The sequence below is a fragment of the Marinomonas colpomeniae genome, assembly GCF_014803385.1.
Classification (GTDB): domain Bacteria; phylum Pseudomonadota; class Gammaproteobacteria; order Pseudomonadales; family Marinomonadaceae; genus Marinomonas; species Marinomonas colpomeniae.
In genome coordinates this window covers 228,993-249,904 of the sequence record NZ_JACYFC010000001.1, presented here as the reverse complement: position 1 = coordinate 249,904, position 20,912 = coordinate 228,993, and the positions used below count along the sequence as shown (strand labels likewise).

Sequence of the window (20,912 nt, the reverse complement as noted above, 5' to 3'; positions counted from 1 at the left end):
TTTAGGCTCAGGCACATTTATGCAATTTCAATCAGGTAATTTTGTGACGTCGATTATGGATGAAAAATCGACGTCACCTTCCGACTATGAAACACCTATGAATGCTTATGATGAAGCCTTCACTCCAGATCGCCAACCCCGTACTCATTGGGAACCTTTATTGCGTACTATGGGGGATCTGACCAACGAAGAAATGCAAGACAGGCAACGTCGCGCACAACGCATTCTTCGAGAGGATGGAGCCACATATAACCTAACCAGCGACCCACTCACACCAAGTGTTTGGTCGCTGGACCTTATTCCCAATATTATTCCTACCGATGAATGGCTTGGCATAGAGCAAGGCTTAGCCCAACGCTCTACTTTATTCGATCTCATTTTGAAGGATCTTTATGGCCCTCAAAAATTGCTAAAAAGCGGCATTATCCCTTCTGAAATTATTTTTAGTCATCCAGGTTTTTTACGTCAATGTCATGGGGTCACTGTTCCCGGAGCTCATCAGCTGTTATTACATGCGGTGGATTTGGTTCGTGATTCATCAGGGCAATTTCAAGCTATTGGAGATAGGACACAAGCGCCAAATGGCGCAGGCTATGCATTAGAAAATCGTACTGTTGTTTCTCGTGTTATTCCTAATAGCTTTAGAGAGAGCCAAGTTCGTAGACTCGCTAGTTTTTTCCAATCATTCAAAAATATGCTGTCTAACCTTTCTTGTGAATGGACCGATACACCTCGTATTGTCATGCTCACACCAGGTGCCTTTAGTAGCACTTATTTTGAACAAGCCTACCTATCAAACTATCTAGGTTTTCCATTAGTGCAAGGTAGCGATTTAACCGTACGAAACGGCGCCGTCTGGATGAAATCGTTAAACGGTTTGGCACGAGTAGATGTGATTTTACGCCGCGTAGAAGACGCTTACTGTGACCAAGCAGAGTTAAAAGCAGATTCCTTTCTTGGAGTGCCAGGGTTATTAGAAGTGGTTCGCGCAGGCAATGTCGTATTAGCAAACCCATTAGGCAGCGGTATTTTAGAAGCACCAGCTTTAATGAAATTTTTACCTGCTATGAGCGATTTTTTAATAGGCGAACAGCTAACTCTTCCCTCCGTAGCATCTTGGTGGTGTGGTGATAAAGAAGACTTAGCTTATGTTATTGCTAACATTAATAATCTCATCATCAAACCAGCTATCCGTCGTCACGACAGTAATAGTGTCTATGGCCACACATTAACTAAGGAACAAAAAGCCAGCACTATAGAGAGCATCAAAAAGCGCCCTCACCTTTATGTTGCCCAGAGCTATATTCCAGGATCTATGGCACCAATTTGGCTAGACGATAGAATGCAAGCTAGACCTAGTTTATTACGCGCTTTTACTGTTGCTAACCCGACAGGCTATACAGTTATGCCTGGCGGCTTATCACGCGCAGGAGAATCTGAAAAAGAAACCATCGTATCTAATATCTCTACGTCGAAAAGCAAAGACACTTGGATATTGGCCGCCGAGCCAGAACAGCAAACAAACACAATTACAGAACATATTTTACTCCAAGATGAGGCTTTACAAGCTAACTTGCCAAGTCGAGTAGTCGAGAATTTATTTTGGATGGGGCGCTATGCAGAAAGAGCTGAAATCAGTCTGCGCTTACTTCGTACTATTTTCAAACAGATGAACGGCGTAGACCCTCTTCCCGAAGAAAGTTTACGAACATTATTGGAAATGGCTTCTATACAAACGGGTTGTTTACCAGGTTTTGTCGATGCTAATGAAGAACTATTAGCTAACCCTGAGGATGAATTAGTTTCAATAATCACCGATAACAGCCGAGCAGGATCAATTAAAGCCAATCTACAAGCGATGCTAAGTTGTGGTGAACAAGTAAAAGAAATGCTTTCTGCTGATACACGCATCATCATTAATGAACTTCGAGATCATATTCATGATCTAGATCGCTCCTATACAAATGGATTACCATCCGCACCAGAAGAGTCGCTAGATAGTTTAGTTACCTCTTTGTTGGCTCTATCGGGTCTAAATCATGAGAGTATGCTACGCGGACTTGATTGGACTTTCCAAGAGATAGGTCGCCGCACCGAGCGAGCGCTGCAAACAGCAAAATTACTCCGCTCAGCTCTAACTAAACAATTATCACCTGTGCCACAACAGCAAATATTAGAATCGGTTTTATTAAGCGTGGAAGCTTTAATTTCTTTCCGTCGCCGTTATCGAAATCGCGCGCGCGTGGCATACGGATTAGATTTATTAATGATCGACGGAACCAATCCGCGCTCATTGCTTTATCAAGTTGAACAGTTGCGTAAATGCATTAAAAAGCTACCAAGAAATCAAATGGCAACAGCAGGGCTAAGTCCTGAAAACAAGATTATCATTAAATCGTTAAACGACATTCAACTTGCTGATTTAGAAGAGCTGGCCAAAGTAAATGAAAAAACTCAAAGTCGTGAATCACTAACATTATTAATGACAGAGCTATTAGAACAACTCGAACACTTTACGGTTCTAATAAGCGATAAGTATTTTGACCACACTGATGGCCCTCAGTCTTTGATGAAAGTCATTGGGAAGACTAATTTATGAGATATCGTGTTCGCCACATCACAGAATACACCTACGGAGCGCCAGTTAGCCTATGCTATAACATGGCTCATTTATTACCGAGAGACACTCGCAACCAGCGTTGTATTCACCAAAAAGTCCAAATTAATCCACCACCAGTATATCAAAAGGAAGGTGAAGACTACTTTGGTAATCAGACTTTTTATTTTTCTATTCAAGAAGCCCATAAAAAATTGGTCATCGATGTCTCCACAGACTTCGAAATTGTGCCATTAAATATACTTGAAGAACAAAAATACCATGCTATGACCTGCGGTCAATTGCGCAGTTTATTGGATGTTCCAACCACACCTGAACTGCGCATGGCAAAAGAGTATCTATTAGATTCTCCGCAAATAAGCAATTCAGCGGAATTAAAAGACTACGCAGACAGTACTTTTTCAGATGATAAATCGGTTTTTCAGGCCGCTCTGGCCTTTACTCATAAAATATTCACTGAATTTACTTTTGACCCAAATACCACAACAGTTGCGACACCACTTGAACAAGTACTCGAACAACGCAGTGGTGTGTGTCAGGACTTTGCCCATTTAGCCATTGGCTGCTTACGTTCAGTAGGTATACCTGCACGATACATGAGCGGTTATTTGGAAACTTTACCGCCACCAGGACAAGAAAAACTGGTCGGCGCTGATGCGTCTCATGCTTGGTTTTCGATTTTCATACCTGACTTGGGCTGGATAGAGTTTGACCCAACCAATGATATAGTGCCTAACGAGCAACACATAGTTACAGCTTGGGGTAGAGATTACTCTGACGTAACGCCTTTACAGGGTGTTATTTTTGAAGGTGGTGGTTCACAGCAACTTGATGTTTCCGTAGATGTAAAAAGGCTCTAAGCCGATAGCACATAGCATGTACAACCGATATAAGGTAAGATTCGCACAATTATTGCATAGCTTAATTATTAAGCTATGCACCTGCCTTTGATATAACACGAGAACATCTATGAGTTTCAACAACCTTGGGCTTTCTGCCCCCATCTTAAAAGCCATTGAAGATCAAGGCTATACTGAGCCATCCGCAATACAAGCTCAAGCAATACCCGCTATTCTTGATGGACAAGATGTGATGGCCGCAGCCCAAACAGGGACAGGTAAAACAGCCGGTTTCACTCTACCTTTACTAGAACTTCTCAGTAAAGGTGAACATGCTCAAAACAATCAAGTCCGTGCATTGGTATTAACACCAACACGTGAACTTGCCGCTCAAGTCGCTGAAAGCGTAAAAAACTATGGCCAGCATTTAGGCCTTAAATCCACTGTTGTATTTGGTGGCGTTAAAATCAATCCACAAATGATGGCCCTTCGCCGTGGCGCAGACGTTTTAATTGCCACACCTGGCCGTATGATGGATTTGTACAATCAAAAAGCCGTACGCTTCGATAAGCTAGAAATTCTTGTTTTAGACGAAGCTGACCGCATGTTGGATATGGGTTTTATCCATGATATCAAAAAAATCTTAGCTATTTTGCCTAAGAAACGTCAAAACTTATTGTTCTCTGCAACTTTTTCTCCAGACATTCGCCAGCTAGCAAAAGGTTTAGTGAATAACCCTGTCGAAATTTCTGTGACACCTCGTAATGCTACAGCCGTTTCTGTTGAACAATGGTTACACCCTGTCGACAAAAAACGTAAAACAGAGTTATTAATAAAACTGATTTCTGATGGACGTTGGGAACAAGCATTGGTCTTTTCTCGCACCAAACACGGCGCGAACAAAATCACTCAATTACTCGAAGCTGCAGGCATTCGTGCTAGCGCGATTCACGGTAACAAAAGCCAAGGCGCACGTACTCGTGCATTGTCAGACTTTAAAGGTGGCCGTATTCGTATCTTAGTAGCAACTGATATCGCCGCTCGTGGGTTAGACATTGAACAGTTGCCGCATGTAGTCAACTTTGACCTGCCTGACGTAGCAGAAGATTATGTTCACCGCATTGGACGTACTGGTCGCGCTGGCGCAACTGGTCAAGCGATTTCATTGGTTGCAGCGGACGAGTTAGATCTATTACGAGCAATCGAACGATTAACGCAAAAATTAATCGAGCGTCGCTACGAAGATGATTTTATCCCAACACACATGTTGCCAGACACAACTCTAGATAACCGCCCAATCAAAAAGAATAACCCAAAAAGATCAAACAGTTCAGGCGCACCTCGGCAGGGCAATAGCCCTAGACCAGGTAACAGCCCTAAACAGGGCAATAGTCAAGCTCGTCAAGGAAACGGACCTAACTCAGGCAACCGTCGTCCAGCAGACAGAGGCAACGCCCCAGCGAAAGCCGACGTAACACCAGGACAAGGCATACGCAGCAAGCCTCTTGCGCCTGCTCGTCGCAATCGTAAGCCAACTAACCAAGCATAAGCGCCGCATTTAACAACACGGCTTTATACTGGTAACGCGTTAAATAAAAACCAGTGATGATGATTCGTCACTGGTTTTTTTATATCTGATTTTTAGATTCGAAATTAGTTTGTAATAATATGAAAGAAATACAGGATAAACAGAATTATGAGAACTTAACTAAATTTTTTAGATTCTCTGTATTTGGCTCTATCAATAAAGCCTTAGCTAACGGCCAAGACAAAGGCTTACTCAACAAATAGCCCTGTACATAATGGCAGCCAAGCTCTAGTAAATAAGCATATTGCTCAGCAGTCTCAACACCTTCAGCAATCGTATGCAATTCATAAGAGTCTGCCATGGACAAAATAGCTCGGACAATCATTTCACCAGACTCATTTTCAGTTTCTAATAAATCAACAAATGACTTATCTATTTTTAGGTTATTCACTGGATAGTTAATCAATTGATTGAAAGAGATATAGCCAGTACCAAAGTCATCTAAAGAAAGGTTTACCCCAAGCGTTCGAATTTCGCTCAATACATCAATGCTTTTTTGATCTATTTCAACAAAACTAGTTTCAGTCAATTCCAATTCAATCCACTCGGGTGGTATCTCGTATTCATCCAGAAGCCGAACTAGATTCTTTTTAAATAAAGGGTTTTTTAACTCTTCAGAAGAAATATTTATACAAAAAACGACTGGGGTTTTCATTAGAAAATCATAGTTGTTTTTTATGTTTTTAAACGTACTTTCAATCACCCATAAATCGATTACTCGAATAAGGTTGTACTCTTCTGCAATGGGAATAAACACATCTGGACCAGTACCCTTCATACTTTCTGAGCTACACCTCAACAACACCTCAAATGCTTTAATCTCGAGGTTTTTCGTATCATAGATAGGCATATAATTTAGATAAAATTCATCATTAGAAAGCGCCTCTTTAATAAATTCTGATACTTTTTTCTTGAAGTAAATATTTTTTGAAAAAGGCTCATCAAACTCTTGAAATGACAGAAGATTGTTGCTTTTCACGTGATACATAGCAGCACCGGCACGAGCCAATAAAGTATCAAAATTCTTTTTCACTGCCTGAGTTTTTGAAACACCCATACTGATAGAAACGGATATCTTGTATGGATCAATAACAACAGATTCTTTCAATGCCGCAGTAATAGAGTAAGCGAGCATCCTCATATCAGTTTCGCTGATATTATCAAAGACAATCAAGAATTCATCACCAGAATAGCGAGAAATATGGCTGATACCTTTAAAACCTTTTACTTTATCTTCAATCAAGCGACTAAAATAAATGAGAAATTTATCACCAACATTATGTCCATAAGTATCGTTTATTTTTTTAAATTCATTAATATTTATATAAAACATAAAGACTTCATTGTCAGAAGAAATTTTTTGCAATTTTTGCTGAATCCCCCGTCGGTTATAAAGTCCTGTTAACAAATCTGTAATGGATCTTTTTTTCAACGCATTATGCTGCCTAAGTAATACAACAAAACCAATAACAAGCCAGGCGGTAAAAATCAGTTTAAATAAATCGTACTCAGAAATTCTCTCTCCTCTTAATATGACTTTTTTGACATTTAATTCATATACACCTGTGACAGGCATGTTATATGTCAAAAAATCCAAACGAGAGATATTTGAAAAATCAGTTTGACTGTCTTTAAAATCAATATTGTATTGATCAATCCACCAACTCTCTACCTGAAAAAAATCCAATGAAACTATAAAGGAGTGATCATATTTTGACGCATCAAATGTAATAGTATTGAACTTAAGAGAGGTGAAATCAGTCGGTGTGGAGTAAACAGGATTATAATTCCTAAAAGACACTTTGACTCTAGGTCGATCCACTGGTGCACTATAGGATAACTCCAGTTCCAATCTATCAAAACGAGTAATATCAATACCCGTTTCCATGGAATTACTTAGCTTGATACCAACACCACAAAAATTAAATTTTTCTACAGCATCAAGACTACATTGAATTTTAAAATCAGAATTTTCATCTACTAACGAATCAGTGACGTCCTCAGAGGTAATAGAAAATACGGTATTCGGGTCATTAACAGGAATAGAAAGGGAAGTATCAAAATAGCCAAAACGATACAAAAAAACGGCTGAAAAAGTAAAAACGATTAAGAACAAAAACAGTTTGAAATTATTTTTCAAAAACATGTCAAAATTTTACCTGTAGACTCTTCACTTCAATAAAGGCGCATAGATTGCAGTAGACGCCGAACAAATAATTTCATCTTTACTATCGAATACCTATAAATAGCGGCTATTAGCCTTTACAGAAAGATGAACTACGATATTAATATCATAAAAAACACTCACATCATGAAACCAATAAAAAATTAAGTGGAAATTAAGTAAGTAATTTGAAAGACTAAAAAGTAATGGTTTAGAGTAAATACAGCAGAAATAAAAAAACCCCTAGAAGTTAGCGTTAACTAACTATCTAGAGGCTTATCTTATATGGTGGGCCTGGAGTGACTTGAACACTCGACCTGCCGATTATGAGTCGGATGCTCTAACCAACTGAGCTACAGGCCCTAAAAACGATTCGCATTATAGCTATATGATCTCTCTATGCCAAGGCAGAGATGACAATTTTGTTGCTTAAATTCAATCTAAAGATAAAAAACACCATTTATTCGGTTTTACTCGATCATTTATACAGGCAACTCATGCTTTATGTCTGACGATTTATTGCTCCCGGGGCAACACCCATTATTTTTTTAAAAGTTCGTCGGAACGCAGCTTCACTTTGATAACCTAGCTCATCACTTATAATTGCAAGGCTTTTATCACCTTGTTTAATGCGTTGTGCTGCAATGCGCATTCTCCATGAAGCTAAATACGCCATTGGCGTCATCCCCATAGTAATTTTAAACAACCCACTAAAAGCAGAACGTGACATGCCTGCCTGCTCTGCAAGACTAGCCACTTGCCAAGCTTGATTCGGGTGTTCATGAATAGCAACAATGGCACGCGCCAATTTGGCGTTACTCAACCCCGCAAGTAAACCAAATTGTATTTTTTTAGTTTGCATAAATAATCTAAGTAATTGCACCAGATATGCTTCTGCTAATCGTTCAACGACTACTTGAGAACCACAACGAGGATGTAGACTTTCTGAAAGCAGTAATGCATTCAGAGGTGCCAAGGCCTGTGAAATCTCATCACCCTGCTCTACTTTTACACACTGCCATGCTAGATCCAACAATGGGTTTAATGCTTTGGAGCCAAAATCAAATTCACAAATAAATAGCTTTGCTTCTACCTTCTTTTTATTGTGTGAAGACGGCTTAGGTAGTAACACTTCTAAATTCAATCCAGATGCAAGCCAAACACCGTCACCTCTCGTTAAATCAGTTTTTGTGCTCCCTTTAGGGTTTAATATCAATTCCCCTTCAATCATATACAGCCAATAACTAGAATCAGAAGAAAGGGACAAGTGTGACGTAAACTCTAAAAAAAGGCAGTTGCTCACTGAAGTGGCCTTGGGACGAAACGCACTCAGCACAGAAGACAGTCGATCCATTATTTATTCAGCCTCAAAAAATACGATCTGCAACATATTAAACATTAATAAACACCAATCGTATCAAAAAAATCACTATTATGCTTTTATCGTAGAAACCAATGAAACAAAAGGACATAAAAATGGTCGTATTAAAACCTAGAGCTAAAACACCTGAATTATCTCTTAATACATTAAAAGGTACTTGGTCTTTGGCAAAACAAGTACCAAATAACTTTACTATGGTTGTAGTTTATCGCGGATTACATTGCCCTATATGTAAAAATTACTTGAAAGAATTAAGTCGTTTAGCTGATGATTTCACAGCGAAAGGCGTGAGTGTTATTACATTGAGCACAGATACACAAGAAAGAGCACAGCAAGCTTCTACTGAGTGGGAAATTGAAAATTTGACTATGGGCTACGGCCTTACCGTTGAGCAATCTCAAGCATGGGGATTGCACCGTAGCGCAGGCAATGGTTTAACCAGTATAGGGATTGAAGAACCAACTGAGTTTACTGAACCAGGGTTATTCCTAATTCGTGCTGATGGTACCTTGTATTGGAGTAATATCAGTACAATGCCGTTTGCTCGCCCGCACTTTAAAGAAGTACTTGGAGCAATTGAGTTTGTAGTTAATAAGAACTACCCAGCTCGTGGCGAATTAATTTAATTCGCACAAAAAAACAAAACCCGAAAGAGTAAAGCTTAATTTTAAGCTTTACTCTTTCTCGTGCCTTAAATATATTATGAATATCTTTCAAAATATAACATAATGACTGATATAAAGATTATAAAAAAGGGTGTGTCTATATATTGACACACCCTTTTTAATTCTAAATTTAAAATATTCTAATAATATTAATTTCCGATTGAAAATTTATTATCATATTCACGAAAAAGGTACAAAGCAACAACAGCAGCTAGCATTGGCCATGCAGCAAAGAACAACAAATTAGAGCCTGACCAAGGATCTACATATCGCCCAAACGAAACAAGAGTAGAAGCTAAATGCATGATTAATATAACCAAAGTAACCCATCTCTTTTTAAAACCAATTAAGAAGCTAAGAACCAAAGTGAGTTGAAGAGCACCTAAAACGTATGCAATTGTTGAGCTTAAACCCTCTACAGAATAGAAAACCTTAAAGACAGCAGCGGTATGCCCTGGATTAAAAAACTTATCTAATGTCCACATAACTAGAACTATAAACACACCTAAACGCAACCCAAACAAGCTCCACTCGAGCCTTTCTCGCGGCAAAGAAACTGTATCCATTATAAAACCTTAAATCATAAAAACCTTAATTATAAAACTTAAAAATAAAAACTAAATATTATTTTTACGTCGCTAAAAATGCTGAGTAACTTTAAAAACAAAACATCTATAAAACAATAGATACAAACATCTATTGACATTATTATCTCTTTTAATCTTTTATTAATTAAATATTCAAAAAATAAGGACAAGAACAGAGTTTCTAAAGTTTTCACCTAATATGCTACCAAGCGATCAAAAGAGACTTGCTATTTTCCAATACATTGCTTTCATTTGTATACTTCGCCCAAGACTTAAAAGACATCGATAAAAACCGAATATATGGTATTACTTCACTCATAATGTCTTCACCTATACATTGAGCTAATCAAATATTTAAGACTCTTATTTGCTTTATTCGTGAATAGAAATCTTATTTGATATAAAATTTTATATTCAGCCTATCCGCTTTTAAACACACCATTCATGCAGGCAAGTTCATCATGACAACCAATCATCTAACGAAAACACATAACTATGGTTTTGTTTTAGTAGAAGATTTTTCTTTGCTTCCTATGACGTCTGCTATTGAAGCTATGCGAATGGCGAACCAACTATTGGGACTTACGGCCTACTCTTGGTCAATCATTACTCATGATGGACAACCTATAAAAGCCAGTGATGGTTTACGTATCCATGCAGATTTAGATTTCAATGCTGACTTCAGTCAATTTGATACGATTTTTGTCTGTGCTGGCATCAATGTTGATAAGCAAAGCAATACAAAACTTTTGCAGTTCTTAACGCGACTAAGCAAGCAGCCAGAGCTTACTCTTGGATCATTATGTACTGGCTCCTACCTATTAGCTCAAGCAGATTTGCTGAAGAATACGCGCTGTACAATTTCATGGGATCATATGGAAATGTTCTGCGAAGCCTTCCCATCATTAGAAGTCGAAAGCTCACTTTTTGTTGCTGACAACCAACGCCTGACTTGCGCAGGTGGGACAGCGGCACTCGACCTAATAATGAACATTGTTTATAAAGACTTTAGTAGAGATATAAGTAATCAAATCTGTGAAGTGTTTTTAACAGAGCGTATGCGCGGTGAAGATGAAAGACAGAAAATCCCTTTAAAAGCATCTTTGGGCAACAGCCATGAGTCCTTAATTAATGCCATTAGTATCATGGAAGCGAATACAGAAGAATTGATCGACCTAGACTCAATTGCTGAATACATTAATACTTCACGCCGTCAGCTAGAGCGCCTATTCAACAAACACCTCCAAGATTCTCCATCTCGTTATTATCTGAAAATTCGACTTAATAAAGCTCGTCGCTTATTAACCCAGACCAACATGTCGATTACCAATGTAGGAATTTCTTGTGGTTTTTCTAGTACGTCTTTATTTAGTAAAAGCTACCGCAGCTTCTTTGATACTCCGCCTAGTAGCGATAGAAGTAACTAAGCAGTGATTCATAAGAGCCTATTAGTTTTTATGAATCACTGCTTATTTGATCGTATTTCAGAAGAGGCCAAACGCGACTCTAACTATGATTTATACATTACCAAAAGCCTTAACTTAAGAGGTTTTGTACCAGCTCAGTTTGTCTTCAATCCAAACATGTTCGGTTGGTGCAAAAATGTTATCGTCTTCCATATTGACTGGCTTTAACTTGAGTTTTATCGTGTCAGCATCATTCGGATTATAATGGTAAATCCTATTCCCACAGGTTGGGCAAAATTTAGCACTGTTCTTATTTCCACTTTCTGCAACTCGACTCCATTCTTTTAGCTCTCCTTGAAATTCAATATCTCTGGCCGATACGATGGCAGTAACACTAAAAGGCCCTGTTGCTAATTTTTGACACTCAGTGCAATGACACGCCAACACTTTTTTAGGCGCTTTATGCAGCTGATAAGTGACCTGTCCGCACTGGCAAGAACCTTCAATCGGATATTTCATATTCTTACTTCCTAAATGACTTAAAAATGCTCATAAATAAATCAGCCAACATATTACATGTAATTAGTTTGGCGCACCTTCAAACATTCAGTTACGCGCACTAACCAAATGTTTTTTCATAGCTTCTCGATCCGCCTGAGAATTACTTTCTTTAATAGCCATCATAATTTCATTATGCTCTCTTTGTACTAACTCTAATCTTGATTCAGTATGTAATAGCGATAAATTACGAGTAATAGTAACACCTTCCTTGATGCTCTTTCTTAATAAGCTTAATACCGTACTATAAAAATGCATCAAGTAGTTAAACAACTTGAAGGTCAGTTAACCGTGACATTACAAATGGATGATGCAGATATTAACGTTGCAAAAAATCTATTACCCACACTAGAAGAAAAGGCTGGGCGTGTCATGGTGAATGGATGGACAACTGAAGTGTGTCATTGTGAATGGATGGACAACTGAAGTGTGTCATACCATGGTTCATGGTGGTCAATTTCCAGCGACGTCTGATTCTCGTAGCACCTCTGTTGGTAGTTCGGCAATACACCGCTTCTTACGTACAGTGTGTTACCAAAACCTACCTCAAGCACTTTTACCAGAAGCACTTCGTGATAATAATCCCATTGGCTTATCACACCTTTTTGATGATAAACGGATAAACTAATACAGTTTATAAAAGCTTAATAAAAAGCCTGATAGTTTATAAGCTGTCAGGCTTTCTTGTATCTAATTTATCTTTTTTGTGACAACAGAAATTCCTACAAAGTAACTGCAAGTATTCTCAACGCAACGCCAGCAGCGGACGTACGATTTTCCACACCAAGTTTCGGGAAAATCTGTTCTAGATGCTTATTAACAGTACGAGGACTCATTTCTAGAATTTCAGCCACTTCTCGATTCGTTTTGCCATTTGCAATCCAGTGTAATACTTCAGACTCTCGATCTGTTAAATCCAGTTCAATTTTTAATCGTGCAGATCCAGTAGGTTTTTCCCCATCTTCAAGCTTCAGTAAAATTTCTTTTTGCTCTGTCAGTCCTATCATTTTGAGTGATAAAGGATAATCTAATCCTTTTAATTTCAGTACATTTCCAGCTTCTGGTTCATGAACTAACCAAAGACGAATCTGTAACGCTAACTCAACACTTTGCCACTCAGGACTCACTCGCGCTTTAGCGAGCAAAGCATAAGTTTGCGGCGTTGCCCAAGCAATTGCACCTGCATAGGTGGTTGTCATTAAATGCTGGCCCATACTATCGAGAGCTGACTGAGCATTATTACTCAAGCGCGCATTAGATAAATGGACGCGCATTCGGGCAATCAATTCATTTGGTTGAATTGGCTTAGTAAGATAATCCACACCACCCGCTTCTAATCCTCGAACTATGTCATCTGTTTCACTCAAACCTGTCATGAAAATAACAGGGATAGACGCCAAATCAGGGTCTGCCTTCAATTTTTGACAAGTCTCGAAACCGTCCATGTTTGGCATAAGAGCATCTAGCAAGATAATGTCAGGACGAATTCGTTTCGCAATAGTTAAGGCCTGCCTTCCTTCTAGGGCAACGAGTACGTCCATATTGGCCGCTTCCAAAGTGTCGTGAATCAGGCTCAGCGCATCTGGCGAATCATCAACGACCAATACAATGTCACTTTTATTACTGGGCTTCATCATGACGCTTTCCAATTTATAAAGTACATTACGAAGAGTGTTGTTTTAAATATTGGGCAATACCATCGAACTGAAAACTTTGGTACAAAATTTCTAATTGCTCCCTATGAGGCAAAGCAACAACCTCTGTTTTAATTAACTGATCTAGTACACCACGCACGCCTTTTTTATAACCCATTTCAGCAAAGGCTATAAGTTCTCGGACACTTTCGTGATCAGGAATATCTGGAATCTCACAACTAATATCTTTGTTAACAGAGTCTTCATTGGGTATTTTATTCCCGTCACGCTCTTCGACAATAAACGACTGCACGTTCAAAGGAAGTACGCTCGAACCTATTTCTTGATAGTCCCACTCAAGGTTAAGTAAATGCTGCACTGTTTCCAATAAAATACTGTTATTCACAGGTTTTACTAAATATTGATTAAATGCAGCTTGCTCATCAGGCTTACGCTGACTCTCTTGAGCATCCGCCGACAACATAACAATAGGTGTATTTAAACCACGATCACGAAGTGTTTTGGCAAGCGTTAATCCATCCATGCCAGGCATAGAAACATCTAGAACGAACAGATCCGGAGAGCAAGATTCTAGCTGATCAAAACAAACTTGAGCATCATTAGCCTCTACTACATTGAACCCGAGCGGTGCTAAAATATCTGACAATAAGCCACGCACTACAGGATCATCATCCACCACCATTAAAGTACGTTGGTAGCCTCGATAACTTACAATTCGCTTATACTCATTTTTTGAAACATCGCCTTGGCTAATCCACGGTAACATCAAACTGACTCGAAACTCACTACCTTGGCCAACAACTGACTTAGCTTGTAAATCTCCTCCCATAATATCGGTGAGCAACTTAACTATTGTCAGCCCTAAACCCGTTCCGGGCAAATTGCCTGTACTGATGTCTCGAACTCGTTCAAAAGGATCAAAAATACGCTGTAAATGCTCTTCCTTGATGCCAAGGCCCGTATCACGAATCACAAATTCCGCTACCTGATTACGATAATTCACTTCGAACAAAATCGAACCTTGAGGCGTATATTTCACTGCATTTGACAATAGATTAATCAATATCTGCCGTAAGCGCTTTTCATCTGTCACTACATGTTGCGGTAGAGGCGCGATTATTTTTGCTTGGAATTGAATGCCTTTCGCCCTAGCTTGCATGGCAAACATACTATTCAACTGATCAATCAGCTTAGGCAAATCGACTGTATTACGATACAAATCAAATCGGCCCGCTTCTATTTTTGAGATATCTAGTAAGCCTTCTATTAAATCCGCCAAATACAGACCACTACGCTGAATAATATCTAAACCGTTTTGGTGACCTGAGGGCGTATTTTCTTTTTCAGATAATAATTGTGCATAGCCAATAATAGACTGCAGAGGTGTACGTAACTCATGACTAATACCTGTTAAGTAACGGCTCTTGGCTTCATTTGCACGTTCAGCTTGTTCCTTTGCAACTTGCAATGCGAGGTCGGTTTCTTGATGAGCGTCGACTTCACTAATCAATTTTCGAGTTTGTCGGTTAGACTCTTTCTGAGCAACAACACGACTTTCATGTGCAAGTAAAAACAACCAAGACAATACTCCAGACACGATTAATAGAGTGAAAAACAAAGCAAACATAGCATCTTGTAACAAGGTTCCCGCATCAATCGAGTTGGGTGCCATCTGCTTATAAATCAACATCATCAAGGCAGCATTAATCACATTAATGCCAATTAAAAGAGACAAGAACCGTCCAAATCGAGATTTCAGAGCTTTAACAAAACGCATGGGTAAGAATAATTTAAAGAAGTAATCGCTCTGCTGGTTAATACTCGCCTGCGGCTTACAACTGTCCAAACACCGTACATCTAACGAGCAACAGAGCGAACAAATCGGCTGCATATACGCCGAACAAAAACTCATGTCTTCCGTTTCGAATTCGTTCTCACAAATACCGCACGTCAACGTGACATAAACAGGATTACCTTCCTGTGCCAGTTCTATCATCGGGACTAGTTCAGGACTTTGACGAGCAATGTAATACTTGCCTTTAGTCAACCAAGCAATCAAAGGGACAAATACAAAACAACTTCCTAAAGAAATAAAGTGGCACATACTTTTTGCCACTTCGCCAAACACCCCCAAATAACTCACTAAACCAAGAATGGTCGCTATCAACATAGAACCTGTTCCCACAGGATTAATGTCGTAAAGGTGTGCTCGTTTAAACTCTACATAATTCGGACTCAAGCCTAGAGGCTTATTAATCAATAAATCAGCAGAAAGACTTCCTAACCAGCTCACCGCACTGATCGCAAACACGCTTAATACAGCCCCAAGCGCTTGGTAAATTCCCAGCTCCATGAGCAATAAAGCAATAGTCACATTAAAGACCAACCACACGACCCTTCCGGGGTGAGAATGGGTCAATCGAGAAAAAAAGTTTGACCAAGCAATAGACCCAGCGTAAGCATTGGTTAGATTTATCTTCATTTGACAGATAAAAACAAACACCGCTGCCAGTATTAAAGCAGCAGTAGGAGAACTCGTTAAAAAGAAAAAGACTCGTTGATATAAGTAAGTAGGATCCGTCGCTTGTATCACTGTGGCACCATCAGAAATGGCCAAATACGCTAAGAATGATCCGAGTAACATCTTAATTGCGCCAATAAAAACCCAACCGGGACCTGCTAAAATAAGCCAGAACCACCAACGCTTGCGGTTTTTTTTGGTTTTCTCAGGTAAAAATCGGAGATAATCGACTTGCTCGCCAATTTGCGCCATCAGAGCAAATAACACAGAAGCGGCTGAGCCAAACAGTACCCAGTCAAAGCCAATACCCGCTGTCAAATGAGCTGGTGTGTATTCTGTCCAGCCTTCAAACGCTTGATATTCTTGAATAACTTGAGAGAGTACAACCCCAACGGCCGCAAATTGTAACACCAGCCAAATCCATTGTGTCGAATTCTGAAATCGACTGATCGCCCGAATGCCATGCGTCACGATCGGAATTACAAAAAAAGCCGACAATGCATAACCAATCTGTAGAGGAATACCGAGTAAAACCTCCATGGCCGAGGCTAGTATGGCAGCCTCGATAGCAAAGAAGATAAAAGTAAAAGTAGCATAAATAAGTGACGTAATAGTCGATCCGAGATAGCCAAAACCCGCACCACGAGTGAGTAAATCTATGTCTAAACCATGTTTCGCAGAATAATAAGCAATGGGGAAACCTGTCACAAAAAACACCGCTAATACAGTCAAAATCGCAGCGATTGCGTTGGTAAAACCATAACTGAGCGTGATAACTGCAGCCAAACCTTCTAGTGCCAAGAACGCCGCTGCACCAAGTGCTGTATGGCCAACACGGTCGATACTCATGGTATGACCTTGTTTAGAGGTATAGCGTAAGGCGTAATCCTCCATCGTTTGGTCAACAACCCACTTATTATAATGGCGTCGCACTTTAAAGATCTTTTGTGTGGCCTTCATTCTATCCCGTTACTTAGGTTTAAATTACATTAAACTACCGCTTTTGCAGAAGGTAATTCTTTGGCTTCTAGCATGCCTTCCGACACAATAAGCTTAATAATGTCATTCAAACCTTCTGCCTTTTTAAGGTTAGAAAAAACAAAAGGTCGATCACCACGCATCATTTTGGCATCACGATCCATTACCTCTAAAGAAGCGCCAACCAGAGGTGCTAAATCCGTTTTATTGATGATTAATAGATCCGATTTGGTAATACCAGGACCGCCTTTACGAGGAATCTTATCGCCTGCTGAAACATCGATGACATAAATCGTAAAATCTGATAATTCTGGGCTGAAGGTTGCGCTCAAATTATCACCACCTGACTCAACGAATATCACATCTAATGCACCATGACGCGCTAACAACTGGTCAATCGCAGCCAAATTCATCGACGCGTCTTCACGGATCGCCGTATGCGGACAGCCACCTGTTTCCACGCCCACAATACGATCAGCATCCAAGGCCTGATGATCGGTTAAAAACTTCGCATCTTCTTTGGTATAAATATCGTTTGTTACTACTGCAATATTATAATAATCACGCATAGCAGAACATAAAGAGCGCAACAAAGCCGTTTTACCTGATCCAACAGGGCCGCCAACACCAATTCGTAAGGTTTGTTTTTTACTCATTATATTTTCCTTTAGTCTTATATTTTTAAATAATGTTTCAGAGGTCTTTCGTGCTGTTACGAGCGAAATAATCTCGAATATTGTGTTTCATGTTGAGCGCTAGCAATAGCAATCGTCGGTAAACCGGCACCGATACGATCTTCTTCAATAGTCAGTGACAAGGAAATTGCTTGATTGATATCTCCTTGGAGCTCGCCCAATAATTCTTGTGATTGTGTTTGACCTAGTGGCACTAATTTTGTCGCCGCTGCTATTTGGTTTTCTAACCAAGACCAACTAAAGCCTAATGCTGCCAAATCGAAACCTATCTTCCAATGACTTGCAGCAATGGCAAACAAAACGACAAAGCTAATGTCTTCAAACCGTTCAAACGGCGTTTCGATTTCTAAGCTACCCATTAGTCGAGATAAAGCTTCACCCATCGCAGTATCATTGAGCCGCAACTCTTTAGTTTCACGGCAGGCTAACGCCAAATCATTTAGTTCAAACAAACGCTCATTATCCTGCTGTTCAGCCGCAGCCATACAAAGGCGTAACACAGGTAGATCTACACGCGCGACAGATTGTTGTATTTGCAACCCGACCCATTGAGCAACATCGATTTTGTTTTTTAACCAACCTTCGTCAATAGCGTATTCCATACCTTGTGAAAAAGCATAGCCGCCAACGGGTAAACTTACGCTACTCAACTGCAATAACCGTAGAAGACTACTATCCGTAGTTATGATGACCGTTTCCGTGCTATTCATGGTTGTGATGGCCGTTTCCATGATGACCGCTATAAGCCCCTGATTCTGGATTAAAAACAGCTTCTTCGTATGTCACAATAAGACCGAGAAGGTGCAACATATCTTCAAGGACATGATCGGCTTTGATGCGTAACCAACGGTCGCCAACTTCAACTTTAGTATGTCGGTTCCCAAGGTGATAACATGCTTTAGAAAAGGCTAACCAATCTTCACAGCTTGCATGAGCGACAGTTTCGACAGCTCCTAGGATCTGAATGATTTTATTGCACTCGGAACGTAAGAATTCTCCTACTAGCAAAGGCTTACCACGTTCTAAAAAAACACGTACTTCTTCTCCATTAGCACCTTCTAGCTTTAAACGTCCACGTTCACGCTGTTCATGACTCAAGGTTACTGTGGTGTAAACTTCATCATGACAATGGGTTCCGAGGCGAGTATAAATATCTAACATAATTTTCCTTACCCGTGTTGTTCAACACGTTTTAAAACAAATTATAAAGCTGTGCCAACGGCAAAGATTCCGCTGGTTCACAGGTTAATGTTTCACCATCTGCTCGTACTTCGTACGTTTGTGGATCAACGGTAATCTCTGGCATCCAATCATTATGAATCATGTCTTGCTTGGTTAAGTTTCTCGTATTTTTACACGCCACCAAAATTCGATCTAACCCTAAACTTTCTTTAAGGCCGTTATTCAATGCGGCTTTAGAAACAAATGTCACAGAAGTCGCTGCGGATGCCTTCCCAAAAGAGCCAAACATTGGACGATAATGCACTGGCTGTGGTGTAGGGATCGATGCATTTGGGTCACCCATTGGCGCACTGGCGATCATGCCACCTTTAATAATCAAAGAAGGTTTCACCGCGAAAAATGCAGGTCGCCACAATACTAAATCTGCTAATTTCCCCGGTTCAATAGAGCCTACTTCATGACTAACGCCATGTGTAATTGCTGGATTAATCGTGTATTTAGCGATATAACGCTTCGCTCGGAAGTTATCCGCACCGAGCTCTTTGTCTTCTGGTAACAAACCAAATTGTTGCTTCATTTTATGTGCGGTTTGCCACGTGCGAGTAACGACTTCACCCACTCGACCCATAGCTTGAGAATCAGACGAAATCATCGAAAACGCACCGCGATCATGGAAAATATCTTCCGCTGCAATGGTTTCTTTACGAATACGAGAATCAGCAAACGCCACATCTTCAGCAATATTGCTATCAAGGTGATGACACACCATGAGCATGTCTAAATGCTCATCCACTGTGTTGTGAGTATAAGGTCGCGTTGGGTTCGTAGAAGAAGGCAAAACATTCGAAAAGCCAGCGGCGCGAATAATATCTGGAGCATGTCCGCCACCAGCGCCTTCGGTGTGATAAGTATGAATAACACGATTTTTAAATGCCGCTAAAGTGCTGTCCACAAAACCAGATTCGTTGAGAGTGTCGGTATGGATTGCCACTTGAACATCGTACTTTTCAGCAACCGACAAACAGCAATCAATGCTGGCTGGTGTGGTACCCCAATCTTCATGCAATTTTAAACCACAAGCGCCTGCTTCAAGCTGCTCTTCTAACGCTTCAGGTAAACTTGCATTCCCTTTCCCCAAGAAACCTAAATTCATCGGCATGTTGTCAGTCGCTTGCAACATTTTTCCCAGATACCAAGGCCCTGGCGTACAAGTAGTCGCCTTAGTCCCTGTTGCTGGCCCTGTTCCACCACCAATCATAGTTGTCACACCAGATGTGAGCGCTTCTTCAACTTGTTGAGGACAGATAAAGTGAATATGAGCATCTATGCCGCCAGCGGTAAGAATCGAGCCCTCACCTGCAATAACTTCCGTGCCTGGGCCAATGATGATGTCGACGTTATCTTGCACATCAGGATTACCAGCCTTGCCTACTTTCGTAATGCGACCATTTTTAACACCCACATCGCCTTTCACAATTCCCCAATGATCCAAAACCAACGCATTGGTAATCACCAAGTCAACGGCAAATTCATTGGTAACTTGGCTTTGTCCCATGCCATCCCGAATCACTTTACCGCCACCAAATTTCACTTCATCGCCATAGGTTGTGAAATCTTTTTCTACCTGAATCCAAATGTCTGTATCACCTAAGCGAACTCGGTCACCAGTTGTTGGACCAAACATTTGAGCGTAGCTGGTACGATCCATTTTAATCGAGCCTGCTTTAGCCTTATCGTTTGCACTCATTATACATTCTCCGATTTGCCAAGCGTTCCCATAACATCTCCACGAAAACCATAGATGGTTTTGGTGCCTGCATATTCAACCAACTCAACCTCACGACCTTGACCGGGTTCAAAACGAACCGCTGTACCGGAAGCAATATTCAGGCGAAAACCTTTGGTCAATTCACGATCAAAAGATAAGGCAGGATTCGCTTCATAAAAATGATAATGAGAGCCAATTTGTACTGGTCGGTCACCGGTATTTTCAACACGAATTCTTGCCGTCTTACGACCTACATTAAGTTCAATATCGCCATCAGCAACCTGTATTTCACCTGGAGTCATAAGTTT

General features: G+C 40.2%; 16 protein-coding genes, 1 tRNA gene and 1 pseudogene. 6 read left to right on the top strand and 12 right to left on the bottom strand.

Going from position 1 to position 20,912, the window contains the following annotated elements; genetic code table 11:
- Nucleotides 1–19: 19 nt before the first annotated feature.
- From IF202_RS01235 to IF202_RS01225, 3 genes are all read left to right on the top strand, one after another.
- The gene (locus tag IF202_RS01235; protein WP_191593051.1) at nt 20–2,599 is read left to right on the top strand and encodes a circularly permuted type 2 ATP-grasp protein; all 2,580 of its coding nucleotides are present in this window, start codon (nt 20–22) and stop codon (nt 2,597–2,599) included.
- Entirely contained in the window at nt 2,596–3,477 is an 882-nt protein-coding gene (locus IF202_RS01230) for a transglutaminase family protein (RefSeq protein ID WP_191593050.1), read from the top strand. Before IF202_RS01235 ends, IF202_RS01230 begins: the two co-directional genes overlap by 4 nt.
- A gap of 109 nt (nt 3,478–3,586) precedes the next feature.
- On the top strand, nt 3,587–5,005 hold the full coding sequence (locus IF202_RS01225) for a DEAD/DEAH box helicase (protein WP_191593049.1): 1,419 nt from the start codon (nt 3,587–3,589) through the stop codon (nt 5,003–5,005).
- A 145-nt stretch (nt 5,006–5,150) separates the two neighbouring features.
- Here IF202_RS01225 and IF202_RS01220 read toward each other — a convergent pair whose 3' ends face one another.
- The 3 genes from IF202_RS01220 to IF202_RS01210 form a co-directional block, all read right to left on the bottom strand.
- Nucleotides 5,151–7,190, bottom strand: a complete 2,040-nt coding sequence (locus IF202_RS01220; RefSeq protein WP_191593048.1) for a putative bifunctional diguanylate cyclase/phosphodiesterase — start codon at nt 7,188–7,190, stop codon at nt 5,151–5,153.
- 304 nt (nt 7,191–7,494) lie between these two features.
- A tRNA-Ile gene (locus tag IF202_RS01215) sits at nt 7,495–7,571 on the bottom strand.
- Nucleotides 7,572–7,710: 139 nt separating this feature from the next.
- The gene (locus tag IF202_RS01210) at nt 7,711–8,562 is read right to left on the bottom strand and encodes an AraC family transcriptional regulator (protein ID WP_191593047.1); all 852 of its coding nucleotides are present in this window, start codon (nt 8,560–8,562) and stop codon (nt 7,711–7,713) included.
- Between the two features lie 122 nt (nt 8,563–8,684).
- On the opposite strand from IF202_RS01210, the gene IF202_RS01205 reads away from it, so the two are divergent.
- Nucleotides 8,685–9,215, top strand: coding sequence for a peroxiredoxin-like family protein (locus IF202_RS01205; protein ID WP_191593046.1), 531 nt, complete (start codon nt 8,685–8,687; stop codon nt 9,213–9,215).
- Between the two features lie 188 nt (nt 9,216–9,403).
- On the opposite strand, the gene IF202_RS01200 is transcribed toward IF202_RS01205, so the two are convergent.
- Nucleotides 9,404–9,820 carry a hypothetical protein gene (locus IF202_RS01200; protein WP_191593045.1) on the bottom strand — a complete coding sequence of 139 codons (417 nt, stop codon included), beginning with the start codon at nt 9,818–9,820 and terminating at the stop codon, nt 9,404–9,406.
- A gap of 482 nt (nt 9,821–10,302) precedes the next feature.
- Between IF202_RS01200 and IF202_RS01195 the strand changes: the two genes are divergently transcribed.
- Nucleotides 10,303–11,268, top strand: coding sequence for a GlxA family transcriptional regulator (locus IF202_RS01195; RefSeq protein ID WP_191593044.1), 966 nt, complete (start codon nt 10,303–10,305; stop codon nt 11,266–11,268).
- 114 nt (nt 11,269–11,382) lie between these two features.
- Here the strand turns inward: IF202_RS01195 and IF202_RS01190 are convergent, their stop codons facing one another.
- Entirely contained in the window at nt 11,383–11,766 is a 384-nt protein-coding gene (locus IF202_RS01190) for a GFA family protein (RefSeq protein WP_191593043.1), read from the bottom strand.
- 297 nt (nt 11,767–12,063) lie between these two features.
- Between IF202_RS01190 and IF202_RS01185 the strand changes: the two are divergent.
- Nucleotides 12,064–12,433 (top strand): annotated as a pseudogene (locus IF202_RS01185) (aldehyde dehydrogenase (NADP(+))); the annotation flags it as partial.
- Between the two features lie 94 nt (nt 12,434–12,527).
- On the opposite strand, the gene IF202_RS01180 reads toward IF202_RS01185, so the two are convergent.
- From IF202_RS01180 to IF202_RS01150, 7 genes are read right to left on the bottom strand one after another with little or no spacing between them, the layout of a single operon-like run.
- Nucleotides 12,528–13,442 carry a response regulator transcription factor gene (locus tag IF202_RS01180; RefSeq protein ID WP_191593042.1) on the bottom strand — a complete coding sequence of 305 codons (915 nt, stop codon included), beginning with the start codon at nt 13,440–13,442 and terminating at the stop codon, nt 12,528–12,530.
- Nucleotides 13,443–13,467: 25 nt separating this feature from the next.
- The gene (locus IF202_RS01175) at nt 13,468–16,941 is read right to left on the bottom strand and encodes a hybrid sensor histidine kinase/response regulator (RefSeq protein WP_191593041.1); all 3,474 of its coding nucleotides are present in this window, start codon (nt 16,939–16,941) and stop codon (nt 13,468–13,470) included.
- Nucleotides 16,942–16,970: 29 nt separating this feature from the next.
- The gene (gene ureG, locus IF202_RS01170; protein WP_191593040.1) at nt 16,971–17,615 is read right to left on the bottom strand and encodes an urease accessory protein UreG; all 645 of its coding nucleotides are present in this window, start codon (nt 17,613–17,615) and stop codon (nt 16,971–16,973) included.
- A gap of 56 nt (nt 17,616–17,671) precedes the next feature.
- Nucleotides 17,672–18,385, bottom strand: a complete 714-nt coding sequence (locus tag IF202_RS01165) for an urease accessory protein UreF (protein ID WP_235963154.1) — start codon at nt 18,383–18,385, stop codon at nt 17,672–17,674.
- On the bottom strand, nt 18,357–18,815 hold the full coding sequence (gene ureE, locus IF202_RS01160) for an urease accessory protein UreE (protein WP_191593039.1): 459 nt from the start codon (nt 18,813–18,815) through the stop codon (nt 18,357–18,359). Before ureE ends, IF202_RS01165 begins: the two co-directional genes overlap by 29 nt.
- Before the next feature lie 31 nt (nt 18,816–18,846).
- On the bottom strand, nt 18,847–20,583 hold the full coding sequence (gene ureC, locus IF202_RS01155) for an urease subunit alpha (protein ID WP_328797179.1): 1,737 nt from the start codon (nt 20,581–20,583) through the stop codon (nt 18,847–18,849).
- On the bottom strand, nt 20,583–20,906 hold the full coding sequence (locus tag IF202_RS01150; protein WP_191593038.1) for an urease subunit beta: 324 nt from the start codon (nt 20,904–20,906) through the stop codon (nt 20,583–20,585). Before IF202_RS01150 ends, ureC begins: the two co-directional genes overlap by 1 nt.
- Nucleotides 20,907–20,912 lie beyond the last annotated feature (6 nt).